Source organism: Pseudaquabacterium rugosum (genome assembly GCF_038066575.1).
Taxonomy (GTDB): domain Bacteria; phylum Pseudomonadota; class Gammaproteobacteria; order Burkholderiales; family Burkholderiaceae_C; genus Pseudaquabacterium; species Pseudaquabacterium rugosum.
This window is the reverse complement of sequence record NZ_JBBUTF010000002.1, coordinates 388,227-406,180: the sequence shown is the minus strand read 5'-3', so window position 1 is coordinate 406,180 and position 17,954 is coordinate 388,227. Positions and strand designations below refer to the sequence as shown.

Here is a 17,954-nt window from a genome sequence, read left to right as displayed (position 1 = left end):
GATTCAGGCCAGCAGGGCCTTGATCTCGGCCAGGGAAGCGGGATCGGCCAGCGTCGCGCTGACGGCCTCGCCGTCGATGCGCTTGACCATGCCGGCCAGCACCTTGCCCGGGCCGCATTCGATGATGTGGCTGACGCCGCGCGCGCGCAGGGCCTGCACCACCTCGACCCAGCGCACCGGACCGTAGGCCTGGCGGTAGAGAGCGTCACGGATGGCATCGGCCTCGGTCTGCACCGCGACATCGATGTTGTTGACCACGGCGATGGCCGGCGCGGCGATGGCCACGGTGGCCAGGCGCTCGCGCAGCACGTCGGCCGCCGGCTTCATCAGGCTGGAGTGGAACGGCGCCGACACCGGCAGCGACAGCGCGCGCTTGGCACCCTTGGCCTTGAGCACCTCGCAGCCCTTCTCGACCCCGGCCTTGCTGCCGGCGATCACGATCTGCTTCGGGTCGTTGAAGTTGACGGCCTCGACCACCTCGCCGCTGGCGGCGGCGGCTTCGGCACAGCCGGCGCGCACGGCCTCGGCATCCAGGCCCAGGATGGCGGCCATCGCGCCGACGCCCACCGGCACGGCCTGCTGCATGGCCTGGGCGCGCAGGCGCACCAGCGGCAGCGCGTCGGCCAGGCTCAGCGCGCCGGCGGCCACCAGCGCGGTGTACTCCCCCAGCGAATGGCCGGCGACGGCCACCGGCTGCGCACCCCCCTCGGCCAGCCAGGCGCGCCAGCAGGCGATGCCGGCGGTCAGCATCACGGGCTGGGTGTTGGTGGTCAGGTCGAGCTGGTCCTTGGGACCGGCGGCGATCAGCGCGCCGATGTCCTCGCCCAGCGCCTGCGACGCCTCGTCGAGCGTCGCACGCACGGCCGGGTGATCGCCCCAGGCATCCAGCATGCCGACGGCCTGCGAGCCCTGGCCAGGGAAGACGAAGGCGAAGGAAGTCATCTCGGTATCCTCAGGATCTGCAAAAACGTTCGGGTCATGCGGCCGTGGACGATCGCACCTCAGGTGCCGATGGCCGCGTGCCGTGCAGGTCAGCGACACGGACTGGACGCGACCCGCGGCAGCGCGACGGACAGCCACCGGGTGCGCTGTCGGGCACAGCCTCACGGCATCAGTAGTCGAGCAGCACGGCGCCCCAGGTGAAGCCACCACCGACGCCTTCGAGCATCAGCGTGTCGCCGCGCCGGACCTGGCCGGCACGCACCGCGTGGTCCAGCGCCAGCGGGATCGAGGCGGCGGAGGTGTTGCCGTGCTCGTGCACGGTGACGACCACCTTGTCGGCCGGCAACTTCAGCTTGCGGGCCGTGCCCTGCATGATGCGGATGTTGGCCTGGTGCGGGATCAGCCAGTCGATGTCGGCCTCGGTACGGCCGGCCTTCTCCAGCACCGCGCGGGCGGCCTGCTCCAGCACGCCGACGGCGAGCTTGAACACGGCCTGACCATCCATCTTCAGCAGCGGATCGCCGAGGATCTGGCCATTCTTCACATGGCCCGGCACGCACAGGATCGGCACGTGGCGACCGTCGGCATGCAGATCGGTGGCCAGGATGCCGGGCGTGTCGCTGGCCTCCAGCACCACGGCGCCGGCGCCGTCACCGAACAGCACGCAGGTGGTGCGGTCGTTGAAATCCAGCAGCCGCGAGAAGACCTCGGCACCGATGACCAGCGCACGGCGCGCGGTGCCGGCCTTGATCATCGCGTCGGCCACCGTCAGCGCGTAGACGAAGCCCGAGCACACGGCCTGCACGTCGAAGGCCGGACAGCCGGCGATGCCCAGCTTGTGCTGGACGATGCAGGCGGTCGACGGGAACACCATGTCCGGCGTGGACGTGGCGCAGATGATCAGGTCGATGTCCGACGGTGCGCAGCCGGCGGCCTCGATCGCGTGGCGGGCGGCGCCGACGGCCAGATCGCTGGCGAAGACGCCGTCATCGACGAAATGGCGGGCCCGGATGCCGGTGCGCTCGACGATCCACTCGTCGGAGGTCTCGATGCCGCGCTCGGCGAGCTGCGCGGCCAGATCGGCATTGCTCAGCCGGCGCGAGGGCAGCAGGCTGCCGGTGCCGGCGATGCGGGTGTGACGGGGGGCGGAGGTGGTCATGCAGCTTGGGGCGGCGCGTCGACGGCCGCGGAGGTCGCCGGCGCGGCGGCCAGGGTATCGCGGACGCGATCGTGCACGCGGTCCAGCAGCCGATTGCGCGCGGCATCATACGCCCGCGCCATCGCACGCTCGAAGGCGTAGGCATCGGACGCGCCGTGGGCCTTGAACACCAGTCCGCGCAGGCCCAGCAGCGCGCCGCCACTGTAGCGGCGGTGATCGACGCGCGACTTGAACTGGCGCAGAACCGGCAGCGCGACCAGCGCAGCCAACCGCGTCAGCGCGTTGCGCTCGAACTCCTGGCGGATGAACTGGCCCATCATGCTGGCCAGACCCTCGCTGGTCTTGAGCAGCACGTTGCCGACGAAGCCGTCGCAGACGACGAGCTCGGTCGTGCCCTTGAAGATGTCGTTGCCTTCCACGTTGCCATGGAAGTTGAGGCGGCCGGCGGCATGGGCGGCGCGCAGCAGCTCGCCCGCGCGCTTGATCACCTCATTGCCCTTGATCTGCTCCTCGCCGATGTTGAGCAGACCGACGGCCGGCTCCTCGACCCCGTCGAGCGCGCTGACCAGGGCGCTGCCCAGGACCGCGAACTGCAGCAGGTGTTCGGCCGTGCAATCGACGTTGGCGCCGAGATCGAGCACCTTGGTGAAGCCACCGCGCGCATTGGGCAGCAAGGCGGCGATCGCCGGGCGATCGATGCCGTCGAAGGTCTTGAGCACGTAGCGGGAAACCGCCATCAGCGCGCCGGTGTTGCCGGCGGACACGCAGGCATCCGCAGCGATGTGACCATCGGCTGCAGCCTTGAGCTGGCTGATGGCCACCCGCATCGACGAATCGCGCTTGCGGCGAAGCGCGACCTCGACCGGGTCGTCCATCGCGACGACCTCGCTGGCCTCGACCAGCGTGCAACGTGGCCACTGCGCCGCCGGCGCGAGCGCCGCGGGCAGACCGACCAGGCGCAACTCGGCCTGCGGATGGGTGTCGAGGAACTGCCGACAGGCCGGCAGCGTGACCGACGGACCGTGGTCACCCCCCATGCAGTCGACTGACAGACGCACGCGCGTCAGCGGCTGCAGCGTAGAGGACGATTGCATCAAGTCAGGGCGTCAGACGGCCTGCGCGGATCATCCGGAACCAGATGCACGCAGACCCGATCCGCCATCGTCCGCCGATCGACGGACGCCGCTGGCGGCGCCAGCGGGCCGGCAGGGCGCCGACCCGTTCCGGAAGATCAGGCCTCGGCCTTGCTCTTCAGGACCTTGCGGCCGCGGTAGAAGCCGGTCGGGCTGATGTGGTGACGCAGATGCACTTCACCGGTGGTCGGCTCGACGGCGGTGCCCGGGGTGACCAGAGCGTTGTGCGAGCGGTGCATGCCGCGCTTGGACGGCGACTTCTTGTTCTGCTGAACGGCCATGATGGATCTCCGTAAGGGTCCGAATGAGCTGATGAGGCGCGGATCGGACGAGGCCCGGGACAGGAAAGCCCGGAAACAACGCCCACCGTGCTGCAACGGTGCTTCGCGCCACGCGAGACCCCGCAAAAAGCTCAGCCCGGGCGCAAAAGGTAAGCCTGCCAGTATAGCAGGCCGCGGGCGCGCCGACCAGATCCGAGCACACAGATGTCCGCTCGAACGACTGGCGCCGGGGCGCCACGACACGTCAGGACACGCCGTCGTCCGGATCGCCGTCCTTGCGCACGCGCAGCTGTGCCAGCACGGCGAACGGATTCGGCTTCTCGGCGACCGCGTCGTTGGCGGCCTCCAGGGCGGATTCGGCATCCAGGCCCTCAGGCAGGGCCAGCGTGTCATTCACGGGCAATGGCCGCGGACAGACCCCCTCGTGACGCGGCACCAGGGGCAGGTCCAGCAACAGCTCGTCCTCGACCAACTCGCGCAGGTCGAGCGCCCGGGCCAGCGACAGCACGTCGTCCTCGATCTCCGCGTCCAGCGCCTCGGCCTCGGCCTCGGTGCGCACGAAGCGCAGACGCCGATCGACGTGCAGCGGCCAAGCCATCGGCTGCAGGCAGCGCTGACAGGGCAGCCAGGCGGTGGTCGAGGCCCGCAGATCCAGCCAGATCTCGGCATCACCGCCCGTCACGGCCATCCGCTCGCCGGCCGCGGACCAGGCCACGGCGGCCAGCGCACCATCCTCCGGACAGGTCTGGGAATCGGACAGGCGACTCAATTCGGCGCCCGGCCAGACGCCCTCCAGGTGGGCACCATCAGCAGCCAGGGCCGCCATGTCCAGGCGCAGGGGATCGTGTTGACGCGGTTTCATCTCGGGCGCGAGTGTACGGGCGGGGACGGGCCACCACCACGGCCCGGCAGCCGCGGCGGCCCGCGGATCATCCTGCCGGACGCACACCGCGCCGATGGGACAATCCCGCCATGACCGCGACCCCGCCCCGCCTGATCCTGGGCTCGACCTCACGCTACCGGCGCGAGCTGCTGGCCCGCCTGCGCGTGCCCTTCGACACCGTCTCCCCGGAGGTCGACGAGACCCCGCAACCGGGCGAGGCCCCGGCCGACCTCGCCTGCCGCCTGGCCCTGGCCAAGGCGCGGGCCGTGGCTGCGCTGCACCCGCAGGCCATCGTCATCGGCTCCGATCAGGTGGCCGATCTCGACGGCCAGCCCATCGGCAAGCCAGGCACCCACGAGCGCGCCATCACCCAGCTGCAGGCGATGCGCGGGCGCACCGTGGTGTTCCAGACCGCGCTGGCGGTCGTGCGCGCCGACACCGGCCATGCCGAGGTCGCACTGGCCCCGGTGCGGGTGCGGTTCCGCGCACTCGACGACGCGTCGATCGACCATTACCTGCGCCTGGAACAGCCCTACGACTGCGCCGGCAGCGCCAAGTGCGAGACGCTGGGCATCGCGCTGCTGGAGGCGATCGACTCGGATGATCCGACGGCGTTGATCGGCCTGCCGCTGATCCGCACGACGGCGATGCTGCGCGCAGCGGGCCTGGACGTGCTGCAGCACGCCCGCTGAAGCGCCGGAGACCCGCCCGATGACCCCACCGGATCCGACCACCCTCCCCCCAGACCCGACCTCGACCGTGTCCGCGGCCGACGGCGCCGCGACTGCCGGCCGCCGTGGCCGCCTGCTGCTGATCCCGAACACGCTGGACCTGGGCTGCGAGCCGCTGCCTCCGCTGACCGACGTGCTGCCGCGACAGGTGATCGACACGGCGGCCGGCCTCGGCCACTGGGTGGTGGAGAACGCCAAGACGGCGCGCGCCCTGCTCAAGCGGGTCGACGCGCTGACGCCGCTGGCCCGCCCGCTGCAGCAGATCGCGATCACCGAGCTGCCACGCCCGGCCAAGGGCGGCGCGGCCGAGCCGCGTGCACCGCGCGCGACCCAGGACAAGAACGCGCCCCGCATGCCCGCCGGCCGACAAGGCGGGGCCGACCGGTCGACGGCGCCCGGAGCCGCCCCGGCCGCGCACCCATTGCACGGCCTGCTGGCCCCGGCATGGGCCGGACACGACATCGGTCTGCTGTCCGAAGCGGGCCTGCCGGCCGTGGCCGACCCCGGTGCCGCCCTGGTGCAGGCCGCACACGAAGCGGGCATCGAGGTCGTACCGTTCACGGGGCCGACCAGCCTGCTGCTGGCCCTGGCCGCCAGCGGCCTGAACGGCCAGAGCTTCGCCTTCGTCGGCTACCTGCCGCAGGATGCGACCGAGCGCGCCGCACGCATCCGCGCACTGGAGACCCTGTCGCGCCAGCAGCGACAGACCCAGATCGCGATCGAGACGCCCTACCGCAACGACGCGCTGCTCGGCGCCCTGGTGCAGCAGATGCAAGCCACGACCCGGCTGTCGGTGGCCAGCGGCCTGACGCTGACCCAGCAGCAGGTGCGCACGCTCAGCGTCGGCCACTGGCGGCGGCTGCCGGGCGGCCTGCCGACCAACCGACTGCCCACGGTGTACTGCTGGCTGGCGGACTGAGATCCGGCAGGCGCCCAGCACCTCGACGGGCACGCGCCTGGGAGCGCGGACGCCCGCCGCCGCAGCCCCACGGACGGCCCTGGCCGCCGCTGGCGGCGCCGGCACTCAGCCCTTGGGGCCGCCCCCCAACAGCGAAGCCACCTTGCGCTTGCTGCGGATGTTGGGCGATGCGCCCGGACGCGGCACCGGTGCGGCCGGCATCTTCTGCTCCCAGGCCGCCCGGGCATCCGGAGAGGCCACAGGCTCGTAGGGCTGGCTGAAGAACGGATCGCTGGAGACGGCGGGCGCACGGCGCGGCCCCTCGTCGACCGCAGCCCGGCGCGGACGACGGTCCTCGTCATCCCCCCGCCAGCGGGCCCGCTCCTCACGGCGCATCGGACGCTCGTCGTCGGAGACCTCCGCCGCGACACCCTCCGGCCGCGGGGTCGCCACGGGCGGGCGGTCGTCCGGGCGGTCCGCGCGCTCGGTGCGCTCGCCATCACGCCAGCTGCCACGGCGCGGACGGCTGTCCTCCAGCGCATAGGCCTCGGGCTCGATCGTCTTCTTGATCAGCTTCTCGATCTCGGCGACCAGACGCGCATCACGCGCGTCATCGCCATCGACCAGCGTCACCGCCAGGCCTGAAGCACCCGCGCGACCGGTACGGCCGATGCGGTGCACGTAGTCCTCGGCATTGAACGGCACGTCGAAGTTGAAGACCGCCGGCAGATCGGCGATGTCCAGACCGCGCGCGGCCACGTCGGTGGCCACCAGCAGATCGACCTCGCCGGCCTTGAAGGCGGCCAGGGCCTTCAGACGCTCGTCCTGGCTCTTGTCACCGTGCAGGGCCTGGGTGCGCAGGCCGTCGCGCTCGAAGCTGCGCGCCAGCCGGGCGCAACCGAGCTTGCTGTTGACGAAGACGATGGCCTGGGAGATCGACCGCTCGCGCAGGATCTGGCGCACGACGCGACGCTTGTCGTCCTCGCCGACGCGGAAGAAGCGCTGCTCGACGGTGGAGGCGGTGGCGTTCGGCCGCGCGACCTCGACCAGCACCGGCTCGTTCAGGTAGCTGGAGGCCAGCTTCTTGATCTCGGGGCTGAAGGTGGCCGAGAACAGCAGCGTCTGGCGCGGGCCGGCCGGCCGGCCCTTGGGCAGATAGCTGAGGATGCGCTGCAGATCGGGCAGGAAGCCGATGTCCAGCATGCGGTCGGCCTCGTCGAGCACCACGTACTCGACCTGGTTGAGCACGCAGTTCTTGGCCTCGATGTGATCGAGCAGACGACCCGGCGTGGCGATCAGGATCTCGACGCCCTTCTTCAGCTCGGCCGTCTGCGGCTTCATGTCGACGCCACCGAACACCACGGCCGCGCGCAGCCCGGTGTGCTTGGCATAGGCCTTGACGTTGTTGGCGACCTGGTCGGCCAGTTCGCGCGTGGGCGCCAGCACCAGCGCACGCACCGGGTGGCGCGCCGGGCTCATGCTGACGTTCTCGTGCTTCATCATCCGCTGCAGCAGCGGGATCGAGAACGCGGCGGTCTTGCCGGTGCCGGTCTGGGCGGCGCCCATCACGTCATGGCCCGCCAGCACCACCGGAATGGCCTTGGCCTGGATCGGCGTCATCGACGTGTAGCCGGAATCGGCCACGGCCCGCAGCAGCTTGGGGTCGAGCGGGAGGGTGTCGAAGCGCTGGGGCGGCGCGTCGGCGGCGGGGGCCGGCGCGGGCGCGGCGGAGGTGGCGGGGTCGGTCATCACCGCGGATTATCGCGCGTCGGCCATCCCTGCGCGCCGTGCGATGGACCGCCGCGACGGATCAACCCCTGCGACGGGCGAAGGAGCCCGATTCGATCGGCGCCGTTTCAGCCTGGAACACCGGCGGCGTCGCCCGTCGCGGCCGCATCCAACGCGGTGCGCGGAAGCGCACGATGCGCCAATACAGGCCGGCATAGACAAAACCGTAGGCGACGATGCAGCCCAGCAAGGCCGGTGTGCTGTCCCAGAACACCGCGGCCGGCAAGGTCGCCAGCGCGCACATCAGCCACAGGTAGGGCGAGGTCATCGCATTGCGCCGCGCCTGCGAGTAGGCGCTGCGACGGCCGACGGCCCAGCGGGTCAGCCGTCGGTAGATCAGCGAATGCAGGTGGATGCCGTCCGGAGCGCCCACGGGCAGACCGCGCAGCTTGCGCCGGTACATCGAGAACACCGTCTCGAAGACCGGATAGAGGCAGACCGTCAACGCGAACAGTGGCGAGACCTGCGGGTTGCGGCACAGCAGCAGGATCGCGGACTCCGCGACCCAGAAACCCAGGAAGTAAGCGCCACCATCACCCAGGAAGATCCGACCCTTCGGGTAGTTCCAGAAGAAGAAACCGGCCGCACCGGCGATGCCCAGCAAGGCCACCAGCATCACCGTGCGATCGCCGACCTGGGCCGCGACGATGCCCACGGCCGCCAGGATCAGCATGCCGCACATCGAGGCGAGGCCATTGAAGCCGTCGATGATGTTCATCGAATTGGCCACGCCGGCGACGACGAACAGGGTGACCACGACGGAACCCGCGGTCCAGGCCAGCAGGCTGTCCAGCACCGGCAGATCGCTGTGCGTGATGCGCGCGTCGAGCACCCAACAGGCCAGCGCGGCGGACACGGCGGTGAAGAACAGCCGACGGCGCGGGCTCTGCGTCTTGGTGAAGTCTTCCGTCAGACCTGAGGCGAAGGCGGGCACTGCGCAGGCCAGCAACAAGGCGGCAGGCCACGCGACGGGCTGGATCATCCAGCAAGCCAGCGCGACACCGACAAGAACTCCCGACACCAGCGCAACGCCACCGATGCGCGGCACCGGTACCGAGTGGAATTTCTGGGGGCCTGACAGGTCGAAATCGTTCATCCGCAGCGCCCCCCCACGGGCACGGCGGACCACGAATCGGGCGACAAGCCATGCCACGACAAGAGCGACGAAGGATGCGATCAGCATATCGCCCGGATTCTATGGCGACCGGCACGCGGGCTTCGTGACCCGCTCCGGCGCCACGTGCACACACCGGAGGAGAGGCCGCCCGCGTTGCGGTGCGACGACAAGGCGCCGCCACATCCTGTCTCTAGAATGCTCGACGCCATCGATGCGCCCGCACGGCTTGACGTCGTGGCACCCCGTTCACCCGAGGCGACGTCCGCAGGACGCCCGCCCACCGACCCACTCGAGATGACCCTCTGCCTTGCCCGACCGTGGACGCACCGCGCGGCCCGGTCCGCGACCTTGCGTGGCTTGCTGCTGGCGCTGCTGATGCCTGTCCTTGCGACAGCGCAGACGCAGACGCAGGAGACTTCAGCGGCCGGCAGCGGCCCCATCCGGCTGCGTCAGCCTCAGGGCCAGACCGTTGGCGAAGAGGGTACGACCAGGAAGGCGGATGGTCAGATGATGTCCGACCGGGACATCAGCGGCCAGCGCCTTGCAATGGGAGCGCCACCTGTCGCACCGAGCGACTTCGAGGTCTACGTCCGCCGCCTGAACCAGGACCAACCGGTGCGCCGCTTCGGCAGCGAGCTGCTGCACCGCCTTCACGATGCGGCCGACACCGCGCGAGCGGCAACTCCGGTGCTGCCGGACTACACGCTGCGCCCCGGTGACGAGATCATCGTCAGTCTGTGGGGATCGATCGATGCGGATCTGCGTCTGCAGCTCGACCGCAACGGCCAGGTGCAGATCCCGCGGGTCGGTCCGGTGATGCTGGCCGGCGTGCGTCAGGCCGATGCCGCCGAGGTGATCTCGCGCCGGGTCGCGCAGGTGTTCCGCAATTTCAATGTCAGCGTCACGCTGGGCCAGCTCAAGGCCATCCGCGTCTACGTGACCGGCTTCGTCGAGCAGCCCGGCACCCTGTCGGTCGGGGCGGTCTCGACGCTGATGCAGGCGTTGATGCAGGCCGGAGGGCCTTCGGCGGCGGGCAGCTTCCGCCAGATCCAGTTGCGCCGCGGTGGCGCGCTGATCGGCCAGTACGACCTCTATGACCTGCTGGTCAACGGCAACCGGATCGGCGACCGCTTCCTGCAGGCCGAGGACGTGATCCACGTCGGACCGGTCGGTACCCAGGTGGCGCTGATCGGCAGCGTCAACCGGGCAGCCATCTTCGAGCTCAAGGCCGGCGAACGTGTCGCGGACGTGCTGCGCATGGCAGGCGGTTTCAGCCCGGTGTCGGACACCAGCCGGCTCAGCCTGATCCGCTTCGGCGACCGCAACCAGGGACGCATTGCCGAGCTGCCGCTGCCGTCGGCGCTGGACCAGACGCCGATCAACGGCGATGTACTCGGCGCGCTGAACGTGGCCGATCTGACCCTGCCGTCAGAACGCCAGAACAAGCGCGTGCGCATCGAGGGCGAGGTCGCTCGCCCTGGCGACTATGTCCTTCCGCCCAACAGCACGCTGGCCGATGCGCTGGCCGCCGCAGGCGGCCTGACTGGCCAGGCCTACGTCTACGGCACGACATTCGCCCGGGAGAGCGTGCGCAAGACACAGCAGGAGAACTTCGATCGCGCCCTGCGGGACATGGAGACACAGCTGACCACGTACAACGCCACCCGGCGCACGGCATCGGCCGAGGAAGCCGCCGCGGCGGAGGCCAGCACCCAGGCCACGAGCCGCTTCATCGAGCAGTTGCGCAAGCTCAAGCCGACGGGCCGTGTCGTGCTGCAACTGGAGCCCCGGACGCAGGCGCTGCCGGAACTCGCGCTCGAGGACGGAGACCGGCTGCAGGTGCCGTCCCGGCCGACATCGGTCGGCGTCTTCGGCAGCGTGTTCAATGCCGGCAGCTTCCTCTACGGCGAGAGCCGGACGCTGGAGTCCTACCTGCAGCAGGCCGGCGGACCGACGCGAGGCGCGGACCGCACCAGCCTGTTCGTGGTGCGCGCCAATGGCAGCGTGATCAGCGCGCAGCAGAAGCCGTCGTCGTGGTTCTCGTCGGAAGAGCCGATCCTCAAGACCGGCGTCGAGCCCGGTGACACGGTGTTCGTGCCCGAGGAGATGGACAAGACCACCTTCGTGCAGAAGGCCAAGGACTGGACGCAGATCCTGTATCAGTTCGGTCTGGGTATTGCCGGGATCGTGGCGGTGACTCGTTGAAAAACATGAGCAGCAACCAGAACACTCCCCCCTCGCACCCCATCGAACACGACGACGATGAAGGCCTCGGCCTGCTCGACATCGTCAATGCACTGCGGCTGCAGGCTCGGTGGCTGGTAGCCGCGCCCATACTGCTCGGGGGCATTGCCTTCGGCGGCTCGTACCTGATCACGCCGACTTTCACGGCCACGACGACCTTCCTGCCACCGCAGCAGCAGCAGAGTGCCACAGCGGCCGCCTTGAGCCAGCTGAGCGCACTCGGCGCTCTGACAGGCGGAGGCGGTGGCAGCGGCGTGAAAAGCACGGCGGACCAGTACATCGCCCTCATGCAGAGCGTGACGGTATCGGACCGCATGCTCGAAAAATTCGACCTGATCAACGTCTACGAAGCCAAGTTCCGCATTGAGGCACGCAATGTACTGGCCGGGAAAGTGGCGATCTCCGCCGGCAAGAAGGATGGACTGATCACGGTCAGCGTCGACGACACCGACCCCAAGCGGGCGGCCGCCATGGCCAATCAGTATGTTCAAGAGCTACGGCTACTGACGAATACCCTGGCGCTGAGCGAGGCACAGCAACGCCGAGCCTTCTTCGAAGACCACCTCAAGAAAACACGAGACCAACTGGCGCACTCGCAACAGGCCCTGCAGCAGAGCGGTTTCAACTCAGGTGTACTGAAGACAGAACCCAAACTGGCCGCAGATGCCTACGCCCGCCTGCAGGCCGAGGCCACAAGTGCGGAGATCAAGCTGCAGACCCTGAGGCGATCCTTGGCTGATTCGTCGCCGGAAATCCAGCAGCAGCAAGCGATCATCGGCGCACTCAAGGGCCAACTGGCCCGCGCCGAGGTTCCCACGCGGGATCTGAGCAGCGGCAATGCGGACTACATCGGCAAGTACCGAGACTTCAAGTACCAGGAATCGCTGTTCGAGCTGTTTGCACGCCAGTACGAAATGGCCAAGGTGGATGAAAGTCGGGAAGGTGCGCTGATCCAGGTGATCGATGCCGCACAGGTGCCGGAATTGAAAAGCAAGCCCAAGCGCGCCACCATTGCCTTGGGTTCAGCAGCACTCGCTTTCATGCTGACGGCAGCGTGGGCCATCGTGCGATTCGCTTACAAGGCCTCTGTTGCACGAGCCCGTGCCTGAGGCCTGTCGGCAGAAGCGCGCAACCGATGCGCTCGGAGCCCTTGCACCCTTGGCGGAGGCGATCACCCCCAATGAAGCAGCACGGTTTTGAAGGCAAGCACAACCGGTCGTCTTCACCTGCCGGGGGGCCATGCTGCGCAACCGCTCCGTGCATCAGTGAGGCCAACCGGATCGGGCGACATCGGATGAGCGTTGCTCAAGACGGAGCGGCAGTGGATGCACGAATGCGCCCGCAGCGCACCGGAAGAGTCCGTGGAGGCGGTGACCTCTCTGCACACACCCCCTGATTCGAGCCATCGAATGGTCGATTGTTTGCCCCCGGAATTTCCGGGAGACGACAAGGGCTTCAGCGTCAGTCCTGAAGAATTTTCTTTATTTGCACCATGAAGCCAGCAGCCATTCTCTTCACTGTAGCGATCGCCGTATTTCACACGCCGTCTCACGCCTACGTAGATCCGGGCTCCGGCATGCTTCTGATACAAGGAATCATTGCGGCAATAGGCGCGTTCGTTGTATTTATCAAGAATCCGATCGAAGCGATCAAGCGCCTGATATCCCGTCTTCGCAAGAAATGAGAGATCCGATTGGAAGAGTCGACGTGACAGCTGACGGTGTCATCCGTACAGCCTACGCGCCACTCCCCTTCCCGCACTTTCTCGACTCACCGGCGGCGGCCAAACTGGTCGAGCGCGGCCTGCTGACACCCTTCGAGTTGGAAGGGCGTAGCGTGATCCGAGCCCGAAAGGTTGGATTCGCGACCTTCCCATGGGAATGGACACATGCGCAGTTTCTTCAAGCAGCGAACCTGACACTGGATATCGCTGAAGCCGCATTGTCCGAAAATCAGGAGCTGAAAGATGCCTCTGCTTTCAACATCCTGTTCGAAAGAGATCAACCAGAGTTCTGTGATCATTTTTCGGTACAGCCGATCCGGCGCCGTGAGTGGTGGGCCTACGGTCAGTTCCTGCGCCACTTCTTGTTTCCGCTGGCGGCTTCGCGTCACCGCGACATGGAGCCGGCAGACGTGTTCAAGGCCAGCCTGGACGGCCTCGCGCCCGAATCGGTGCGAAAGCTGCTCGGCGCCAAACGTTGGAGTTCGCGGATCGGCATCGCGCTCTTGCAGTCTTCTGGCGGCAGCAGCAACGGCTCTGCCTCCCCTGTGCTCGCCACCGGGCCGGCGAAGTCGCTCCACAAGGGGCTGATCGATTTTCTGCGCTGGCAACTGGCAGGCTTGCGTCGCGCGCCGCGTGCGTCCATGTGGGCTTCATACGAAACGACCCGCAGTCACTATCAGGCCACGGGTCTCGAGCGCAAGCGCGAGATCGTCGCCCGCTGGCTGTCGGGCGCGGCGCCGACCTGGGTGGCCGACCTCGGTTGCAACCAGGGCGAGTTCTCGCTGATCGCGGCGGGCATCGCGCGCGCCGGCGTGATCGCCGTCGACGCGGACATGCCGGCGATCGAGCATCTGCGCACGCGACTGACGGCGGACACACCGATCTACACCGTCTGTGCCGGCCTGGACGACCTGCCTGCCGGCCGGGGATGGATGGGTCGCGAGTACCGCGGTCTGCCGCAGCGTCTGGGTACCCAGGCGGACGTCACGATGGCGCTGGCGCTCATCCACCACCTGGCGATCGGCCGCAGCATCCCGCTGCCCGAGGTCGCCGAGCTGATGGCGGCGGCGACCCGCCGTCACCTGATCGTCGAGTACGTCGAACCGCAAGACCCGATGGTCCAGGAGCTGCTGGTCAGTCGTGACCGTGCCGACGGCGCGGGCTTCACGCTGGCGGCGCAGCGCCGGGCCTTCGAGACGCGCTTCCGCACCATCGAGGAAGTGGCACTCGAAGGATCGCCGCGACGTCTGGCGTTGCTGGAGAAGCTGTGAGTCCGACGACCCCGGTCTCGGCAGGCTCTCGCCGCCTCAGCCATTGGCTTGCACATGCCGCCGTCGTGGCTGCGCTGATGCTGCTGTCGCGCGCGGACTGGATCCTGAGCAGTCTGTATCACGGCGACCAGTCGGTGGCCGGCATCGGCCTGGCCGTCGCGGCCCTGTTCGCCGTCGCGCTTCTGGTGCTGGTGCCTGCCGCGCTGCTCGTGCCGTCACGACTGTCCGAAGCGGCGCTGCGCGTGCTCACCGTGGCAGCCGCGGTCTATGTCTTTCAGCCCGCGATCCGCGCGCTGCCGATCTTTCCGCCGGAGCTGACCTCGATCCACAAGATCGGTCTCGCGGTGACCACCTTGGTGCTGGCATGGCTGGCCGCGGCCAAGCTGTCGCCGAGCCAATGGCGGCGTATGCAGAAGGCGCTGCTCGTCGGCGGCCTGCTCTTCGTGAGCTTCCCGATGCTGGCCGTGCGTGCGCTCGAACCGATCCAGGTGCGCATGCCCGCGGGCCATCCGGCACAAGGGGCGACCGTGGTGCTGCTGCTGGACGAACTGAACGCCGAAGCCGGCGAGCAGATCGCGACGGCGATCGCGCAGGCCGGGGGGCAGCCTCGAACGCATCGGATCAAGTCGGTCGGCGACTCCACGATCACCGTCATCCCCGAGATGTTCGGCGCCCCTCATGTGCCGCAGGCGCGGGTGTGCACGCCGACAGCGGTGTGCGATCGCTCGGGCATGTTCGACTTCGCGAGGCTGCGATTCGATCCGGCAGATCGAGTCCACATCGTCGGCTTCCATCATCCGTACTGCGCGGCGAACGGCCTGATGTCCTGTGAGCGCTTCGCGCCGCCAAGTCGCCCGCCGGTGAGCAGTCTGCTGTGCAGCTTCGGCCGACTCATTCCGGGTCGGCACGCCAGCGATTGCGACTGGTTCGCGCCGGATGATTGGCAAGCCTTCCGCCTTCGGGTGCGGGACGCCGCGCTGGGCTCGCCGTTCTGGACAAGCGGCGGCACGCTCTATGCCCACCTGCCCTTCCCTCATCCTCCGGGCCATTTGCCGGAGGCCGGGCTGCAGGCCGACTACGTGGCGAACCTGGACCTGGCGGGACAGATTGCCGCGCAGATCTGGCGGCAGGGCCGGGATCGCTTCGGCGAGAAGTTCCAGCTGATCGTGACGTCGGATCACCCCCTGCGGCCGGCACTGTGGTGCCGGCACTCGAAGTATCGCGAGACGGGATGCGAGATCGCTCCCACCGCCTTCGAAGGGCACGTACCTTTCATCGCCGTGGGCGGCGATGCGGGAAGCGACACAGCCCCCGTCGACAACGCGCACATCTTCAACCCTTCATCGCGGACCTCTCCATGAGCGCAGCCTCTGCGTCGGACGCGGCAAAGCCGCGGCCCGCCAACGCCTTCAAGACGCTGGCACGCCTGTGGCCGGCGGCGGTGCTGATCCCGCTCCGGGCCCTGATCAAGGGCAAGCGCGCCCTCTACTTCCGGCATCCGCTCGCGACGATCTCCGGTGCAACCCGGATCGGTCGATTCGCCGAGATCGGCGCCCACGCCTACATCAATGCGGGACCGGACGGCGTGGAGATCGGGAGCTATTCGCAGATCAATGCGCTGACCGCGATCGTCGGCCACGTGCGGATCGGCGACCGCGTGCTGATCGCACCGGGCTGCTCCATCGTGGCCGGTGGACACCGTTTCGGAAAAGGCGTGCAACCGCGCTTCTCGGGCGGCGGCGGAGAGAAGCGCATCGTCATTGAGGACGACGTGTGGATCGGCTCCGGCGTGACGATCGTCGGGCAGGTCACGATCGGACGCGGCACGGTGGTCGCGGCCGGTGTGACGGTGGACTGCGACGTCCCGCCGGAGACTCTGGTGCGCCGCGGCACCTCCACCCTGGTTTTCGAGCCAATGCGCTGAACGAAGGCCGGCTCGACCATGCTCAGGCGTTTTCTGCTCACGCTGCTGTCTTCGTGGATCGTCAATCCGCTGGGGATCCTCGTCGCGCAATGGTTCGGGGTGGCGAATGCGTCGGTCGTGATCCTCGTGCTGCTCGCCACCGGTGCTTGTGTGCCGTTCCAGTTGCTGATGAACGAATGCATTGCCGCGACCGAGTCACGCGGACAGGCACATGCGGGACGATTCCAGATCGGACTGCTGCTGTCCGTCCAGGCCGTGGCCTGCGCAGCGACGATCTACGGCTTGTCGGTGCAACGGTTCCCGGCGCCCCTCATCGCCGTCGTGGTCATGCTGCTTGCGATCAACACCTGGCTGTCTTATCGGGTGTCGCTGCGGTATTACAGGCTGGTGACGCAAGCCGTCGTATCGATGCGTGCCGCTGGCGTGATCGGGATCATCCCCGGCATCACCAGCCTGCTGCTGTACTTGCTGTACGCGCTCACCACCCACCGCGTGCCGCAGACGGCTGCCGGTTTCATCGTGGCCGGCACGGTGCTGCCGTCGCTGGTCCAGTGGCGATACTTGCAGACATTCCCGGACGGCGTCGATCAAGCCGCGTCCGTTTCCACGGCCTCGCGCCCCAGGCTGGCCGCCGGCTGGCTACTGGCCTCCGCCCTGGCGCTGGCGGCACTCGCCGCAGGGTCCACACGCCTGCGCGAGATGGTTGCCCACTTGAGCGCCAACCATGTCGCGCTGTTGCTGGTGGCGCTCAACTCGATGCTCAGCCTGATCAACACGTTGACGCGTGCAGCGTTCATCAATCGCGCTGGAAGCGGTCAGCAACGTCCACTCGGCGCCGCGGCAATGACGATGGCGATTGCCGGAGCAACCGCAGCCACGGCCGGCTGGGAGGCCACACCGCTGATCGCGCTGATCGCCACGCAGTTGGCGGTCGCGTGGGTCATCGAGGCGGCCAGGCGCATGCCTGTCTCACTTGCCATTCGTCCTTGACGGCACAACGGCCTCTTCTACTTCCCATGATCTATCTGCGCCTGTCCGGTGGCCTTGGAAATCAGCTGTATCAGCTTGCTGCGGCAGCTCTGCTCTCGCAATGCAGACAGACGCCCGTCACCGTGTTCACCGACGCTCTTCAGAGGTACAACTCGCCACGAGACCCGGACTCGATCCAGCTGTTGATGGACCAGCAATGGCTTCACGTCGCATCGACAGCGGAAATGCGCATCCATCGCTGGCTATCGGTCTCCGCGCGCGCGGGCCGGTTGTTGCCGGGTCTGGGCGTGAACGACAAGACGTTCTGGCAGCGCAGCAAGGCGGCCGGTTCGCAGTGGCCCTTATTCGCCGACGGCTACTTCCAACACGGCTGGACGCAGGATACGTTCGCAAGAGCGATCAGCGCGATGCACGTTCGTCCGATCGCTGCCCGAGCCGCCGAGCGCCTGATGATGGATGAGATAGCCGTTCACATCCGAGGCGGCGACTTCCTGAAACTCCCTCGCTTCCAGGTGGTGCATGCGCCCTTCTACATTGACGCCGTGAGGCAATCACTGGCACAGGGCTTCACACGCTTCGCCGTGATCACCGATGACCCGACCTACGCGGCCAAGGTGTGCAATGCCATCAAGGGCCATTGCCCTGACGCTACCTTCAGAATGCTGGAGCGCGGGGCGAATGCTCTGGAGGACTTTGATACGCTGCGCAGTGCGCCGGGACGCATCATGGGCAACAGCACCTTCGCGTGGTGGGCGACGGCCTTCGGAAGGCCTACCGCTCCGACTTGGTCGCCCCCCATGTTCACGACCGACACTCCCCGCGACTTCTTCCTTCCGAACGAGCGGCAAATCGCTTGCGCTTCCGAATAGC

At 68.2% G+C, this 17,954-nt stretch carries 17 protein-coding genes; 10 read left to right on the top strand and 7 right to left on the bottom strand.

Annotated elements, in window-relative coordinates; genetic code table 11:
- Positions 1–3: 3 nt before the first annotated feature.
- The 5 genes from fabD to AACH11_RS02380 form a co-directional block, all read right to left on the bottom strand.
- Entirely contained in the window at positions 4–942 is a 939-nt protein-coding gene (gene fabD / locus AACH11_RS02400; RefSeq protein ID WP_341372591.1) for an ACP S-malonyltransferase, read from the bottom strand.
- A gap of 169 nt (positions 943–1,111) precedes the next feature.
- The gene (locus tag AACH11_RS02395) at positions 1,112–2,101 is read right to left on the bottom strand and encodes a beta-ketoacyl-ACP synthase III (protein ID WP_341372590.1); all 990 of its coding nucleotides are present in this window, start codon (positions 2,099–2,101) and stop codon (positions 1,112–1,114) included.
- Complete coding sequence (plsX, locus tag AACH11_RS02390) at positions 2,098–3,195, bottom strand: phosphate acyltransferase PlsX (RefSeq protein ID WP_341372589.1); 1,098 nt, start codon at positions 3,193–3,195, stop codon at positions 2,098–2,100. The genes AACH11_RS02395 and plsX overlap by 4 nt, the downstream gene beginning before the upstream one ends.
- Positions 3,196–3,332: 137 nt before the next feature.
- Positions 3,333–3,515, bottom strand: coding sequence for a 50S ribosomal protein L32 (gene rpmF / locus AACH11_RS02385; protein WP_341372588.1), 183 nt, complete (start codon positions 3,513–3,515; stop codon positions 3,333–3,335).
- A 244-nt stretch (positions 3,516–3,759) separates the two neighbouring features.
- On the bottom strand, positions 3,760–4,377 hold the full coding sequence (locus tag AACH11_RS02380) for a YceD family protein (RefSeq protein WP_341372587.1): 618 nt from the start codon (positions 4,375–4,377) through the stop codon (positions 3,760–3,762).
- A 110-nt stretch (positions 4,378–4,487) separates the two neighbouring features.
- Here AACH11_RS02380 and AACH11_RS02375 point away from each other — a divergent pair, with 110 nt between their 5' ends.
- Together AACH11_RS02375 and AACH11_RS02370 are read left to right on the top strand one after the other, a co-directional pair.
- Positions 4,488–5,090: a Maf family nucleotide pyrophosphatase gene (locus AACH11_RS02375; protein ID WP_341372586.1), complete on the top strand. Its 603-nt coding sequence runs from the start codon at positions 4,488–4,490 to the stop codon at positions 5,088–5,090.
- 67 nt (positions 5,091–5,157) lie between these two features.
- Entirely contained in the window at positions 5,158–6,048 is an 891-nt protein-coding gene (locus tag AACH11_RS02370; protein ID WP_341372585.1) for an SAM-dependent methyltransferase, read from the top strand.
- A gap of 105 nt (positions 6,049–6,153) precedes the next feature.
- On the opposite strand, the gene AACH11_RS02365 is transcribed toward AACH11_RS02370, so the two are convergent.
- Positions 6,154–7,776: a DEAD/DEAH box helicase gene (locus tag AACH11_RS02365; RefSeq protein WP_341372584.1), complete on the bottom strand. Its 1,623-nt coding sequence runs from the start codon at positions 7,774–7,776 to the stop codon at positions 6,154–6,156.
- Between the two features lie 61 nt (positions 7,777–7,837).
- Positions 7,838–8,998 carry an MraY family glycosyltransferase gene (locus AACH11_RS02360; RefSeq protein ID WP_341372583.1) on the bottom strand — a complete coding sequence of 387 codons (1,161 nt, stop codon included), beginning with the start codon at positions 8,996–8,998 and terminating at the stop codon, positions 7,838–7,840.
- Positions 8,999–9,055: 57 nt separating this feature from the next.
- Here AACH11_RS02360 and AACH11_RS02355 point away from each other — a divergent pair, with 57 nt between their 5' ends.
- The 8 genes from AACH11_RS02355 (at position 9,056) to AACH11_RS02320 (ending at position 17,953) form a co-directional block, all read left to right on the top strand.
- Positions 9,056–11,137 (top strand): SLBB domain-containing protein, encoded by a 2,082-nt coding sequence (locus tag AACH11_RS02355; protein WP_341372582.1) that lies wholly within the window; start codon positions 9,056–9,058, stop codon positions 11,135–11,137.
- A gap of 5 nt (positions 11,138–11,142) precedes the next feature.
- Positions 11,143–12,285, top strand: coding sequence for a Wzz/FepE/Etk N-terminal domain-containing protein (locus tag AACH11_RS02350; RefSeq protein ID WP_341372581.1), 1,143 nt, complete (start codon positions 11,143–11,145; stop codon positions 12,283–12,285).
- A 383-nt stretch (positions 12,286–12,668) separates the two neighbouring features.
- Complete coding sequence (locus AACH11_RS02345) at positions 12,669–12,860, top strand: hypothetical protein (protein WP_341372580.1); 192 nt, start codon at positions 12,669–12,671, stop codon at positions 12,858–12,860.
- A gap of 23 nt (positions 12,861–12,883) precedes the next feature.
- Positions 12,884–14,170, top strand: coding sequence for a class I SAM-dependent methyltransferase (locus AACH11_RS02340; RefSeq protein WP_341372579.1), 1,287 nt, complete (start codon positions 12,884–12,886; stop codon positions 14,168–14,170).
- A gap of 65 nt (positions 14,171–14,235) precedes the next feature.
- Positions 14,236–15,531: a hypothetical protein gene (locus AACH11_RS02335; protein ID WP_341372578.1), complete on the top strand. Its 1,296-nt coding sequence runs from the start codon at positions 14,236–14,238 to the stop codon at positions 15,529–15,531.
- Positions 15,528–16,094, top strand: a complete 567-nt coding sequence (locus AACH11_RS02330) for an acyltransferase (protein ID WP_341372577.1) — start codon at positions 15,528–15,530, stop codon at positions 16,092–16,094. The genes AACH11_RS02335 and AACH11_RS02330 overlap by 4 nt, the downstream gene beginning before the upstream one ends.
- A gap of 18 nt (positions 16,095–16,112) precedes the next feature.
- On the top strand, positions 16,113–17,084 hold the full coding sequence (locus tag AACH11_RS02325) for a hypothetical protein (RefSeq protein ID WP_341372576.1): 972 nt from the start codon (positions 16,113–16,115) through the stop codon (positions 17,082–17,084).
- A gap of 26 nt (positions 17,085–17,110) precedes the next feature.
- Positions 17,111–17,953 (top strand): alpha-1,2-fucosyltransferase, encoded by an 843-nt coding sequence (locus tag AACH11_RS02320; RefSeq protein ID WP_341372575.1) that lies wholly within the window; start codon positions 17,111–17,113, stop codon positions 17,951–17,953.
- Position 17,954 lies beyond the last annotated feature (1 nt).

Excerpts from the sequence above, each read along its gene's own strand:
- fabD (WP_341372591.1), bottom strand. The coding sequence starts at position 942 with ATGACTTCCTTCGCCTTCGTCTTCCCTGGCCAGGGCTCGCAGGCCGTC.
- AACH11_RS02350 (WP_341372581.1), top strand. The coding sequence starts at position 11,143 with ATGAGCAGCAACCAGAACACTCCCCCCTCGCACCCCATCGAACACGAC.
- AACH11_RS02365 (WP_341372584.1), bottom strand. The coding sequence starts at position 7,776 with ATGACCGACCCCGCCACCTCCGCCGCGCCCGCGCCGGCCCCCGCCGCC.
- plsX (WP_341372589.1), bottom strand. The coding sequence starts at position 3,195 with ATGCAATCGTCCTCTACGCTGCAGCCGCTGACGCGCGTGCGTCTGTCA.
- AACH11_RS02345 (WP_341372580.1), top strand. The coding sequence starts at position 12,669 with ATGAAGCCAGCAGCCATTCTCTTCACTGTAGCGATCGCCGTATTTCAC.
- AACH11_RS02330 (WP_341372577.1), top strand. The coding sequence starts at position 15,528 with ATGAGCGCAGCCTCTGCGTCGGACGCGGCAAAGCCGCGGCCCGCCAAC.
- AACH11_RS02320 (WP_341372575.1), top strand. The coding sequence starts at position 17,111 with ATGATCTATCTGCGCCTGTCCGGTGGCCTTGGAAATCAGCTGTATCAG.
- AACH11_RS02360 (WP_341372583.1), bottom strand. The coding sequence starts at position 8,998 with ATGCTGATCGCATCCTTCGTCGCTCTTGTCGTGGCATGGCTTGTCGCC.
- AACH11_RS02380 (WP_341372587.1), bottom strand. The coding sequence starts at position 4,377 with ATGAAACCGCGTCAACACGATCCCCTGCGCCTGGACATGGCGGCCCTG.
- AACH11_RS02395 (WP_341372590.1), bottom strand. The coding sequence starts at position 2,101 with ATGACCACCTCCGCCCCCCGTCACACCCGCATCGCCGGCACCGGCAGC.
- rpmF (WP_341372588.1), bottom strand. The coding sequence starts at position 3,515 with ATGGCCGTTCAGCAGAACAAGAAGTCGCCGTCCAAGCGCGGCATGCAC.
- AACH11_RS02325 (WP_341372576.1), top strand. The coding sequence starts at position 16,113 with ATGCTCAGGCGTTTTCTGCTCACGCTGCTGTCTTCGTGGATCGTCAAT.
- AACH11_RS02375 (WP_341372586.1), top strand. The coding sequence starts at position 4,488 with ATGACCGCGACCCCGCCCCGCCTGATCCTGGGCTCGACCTCACGCTAC.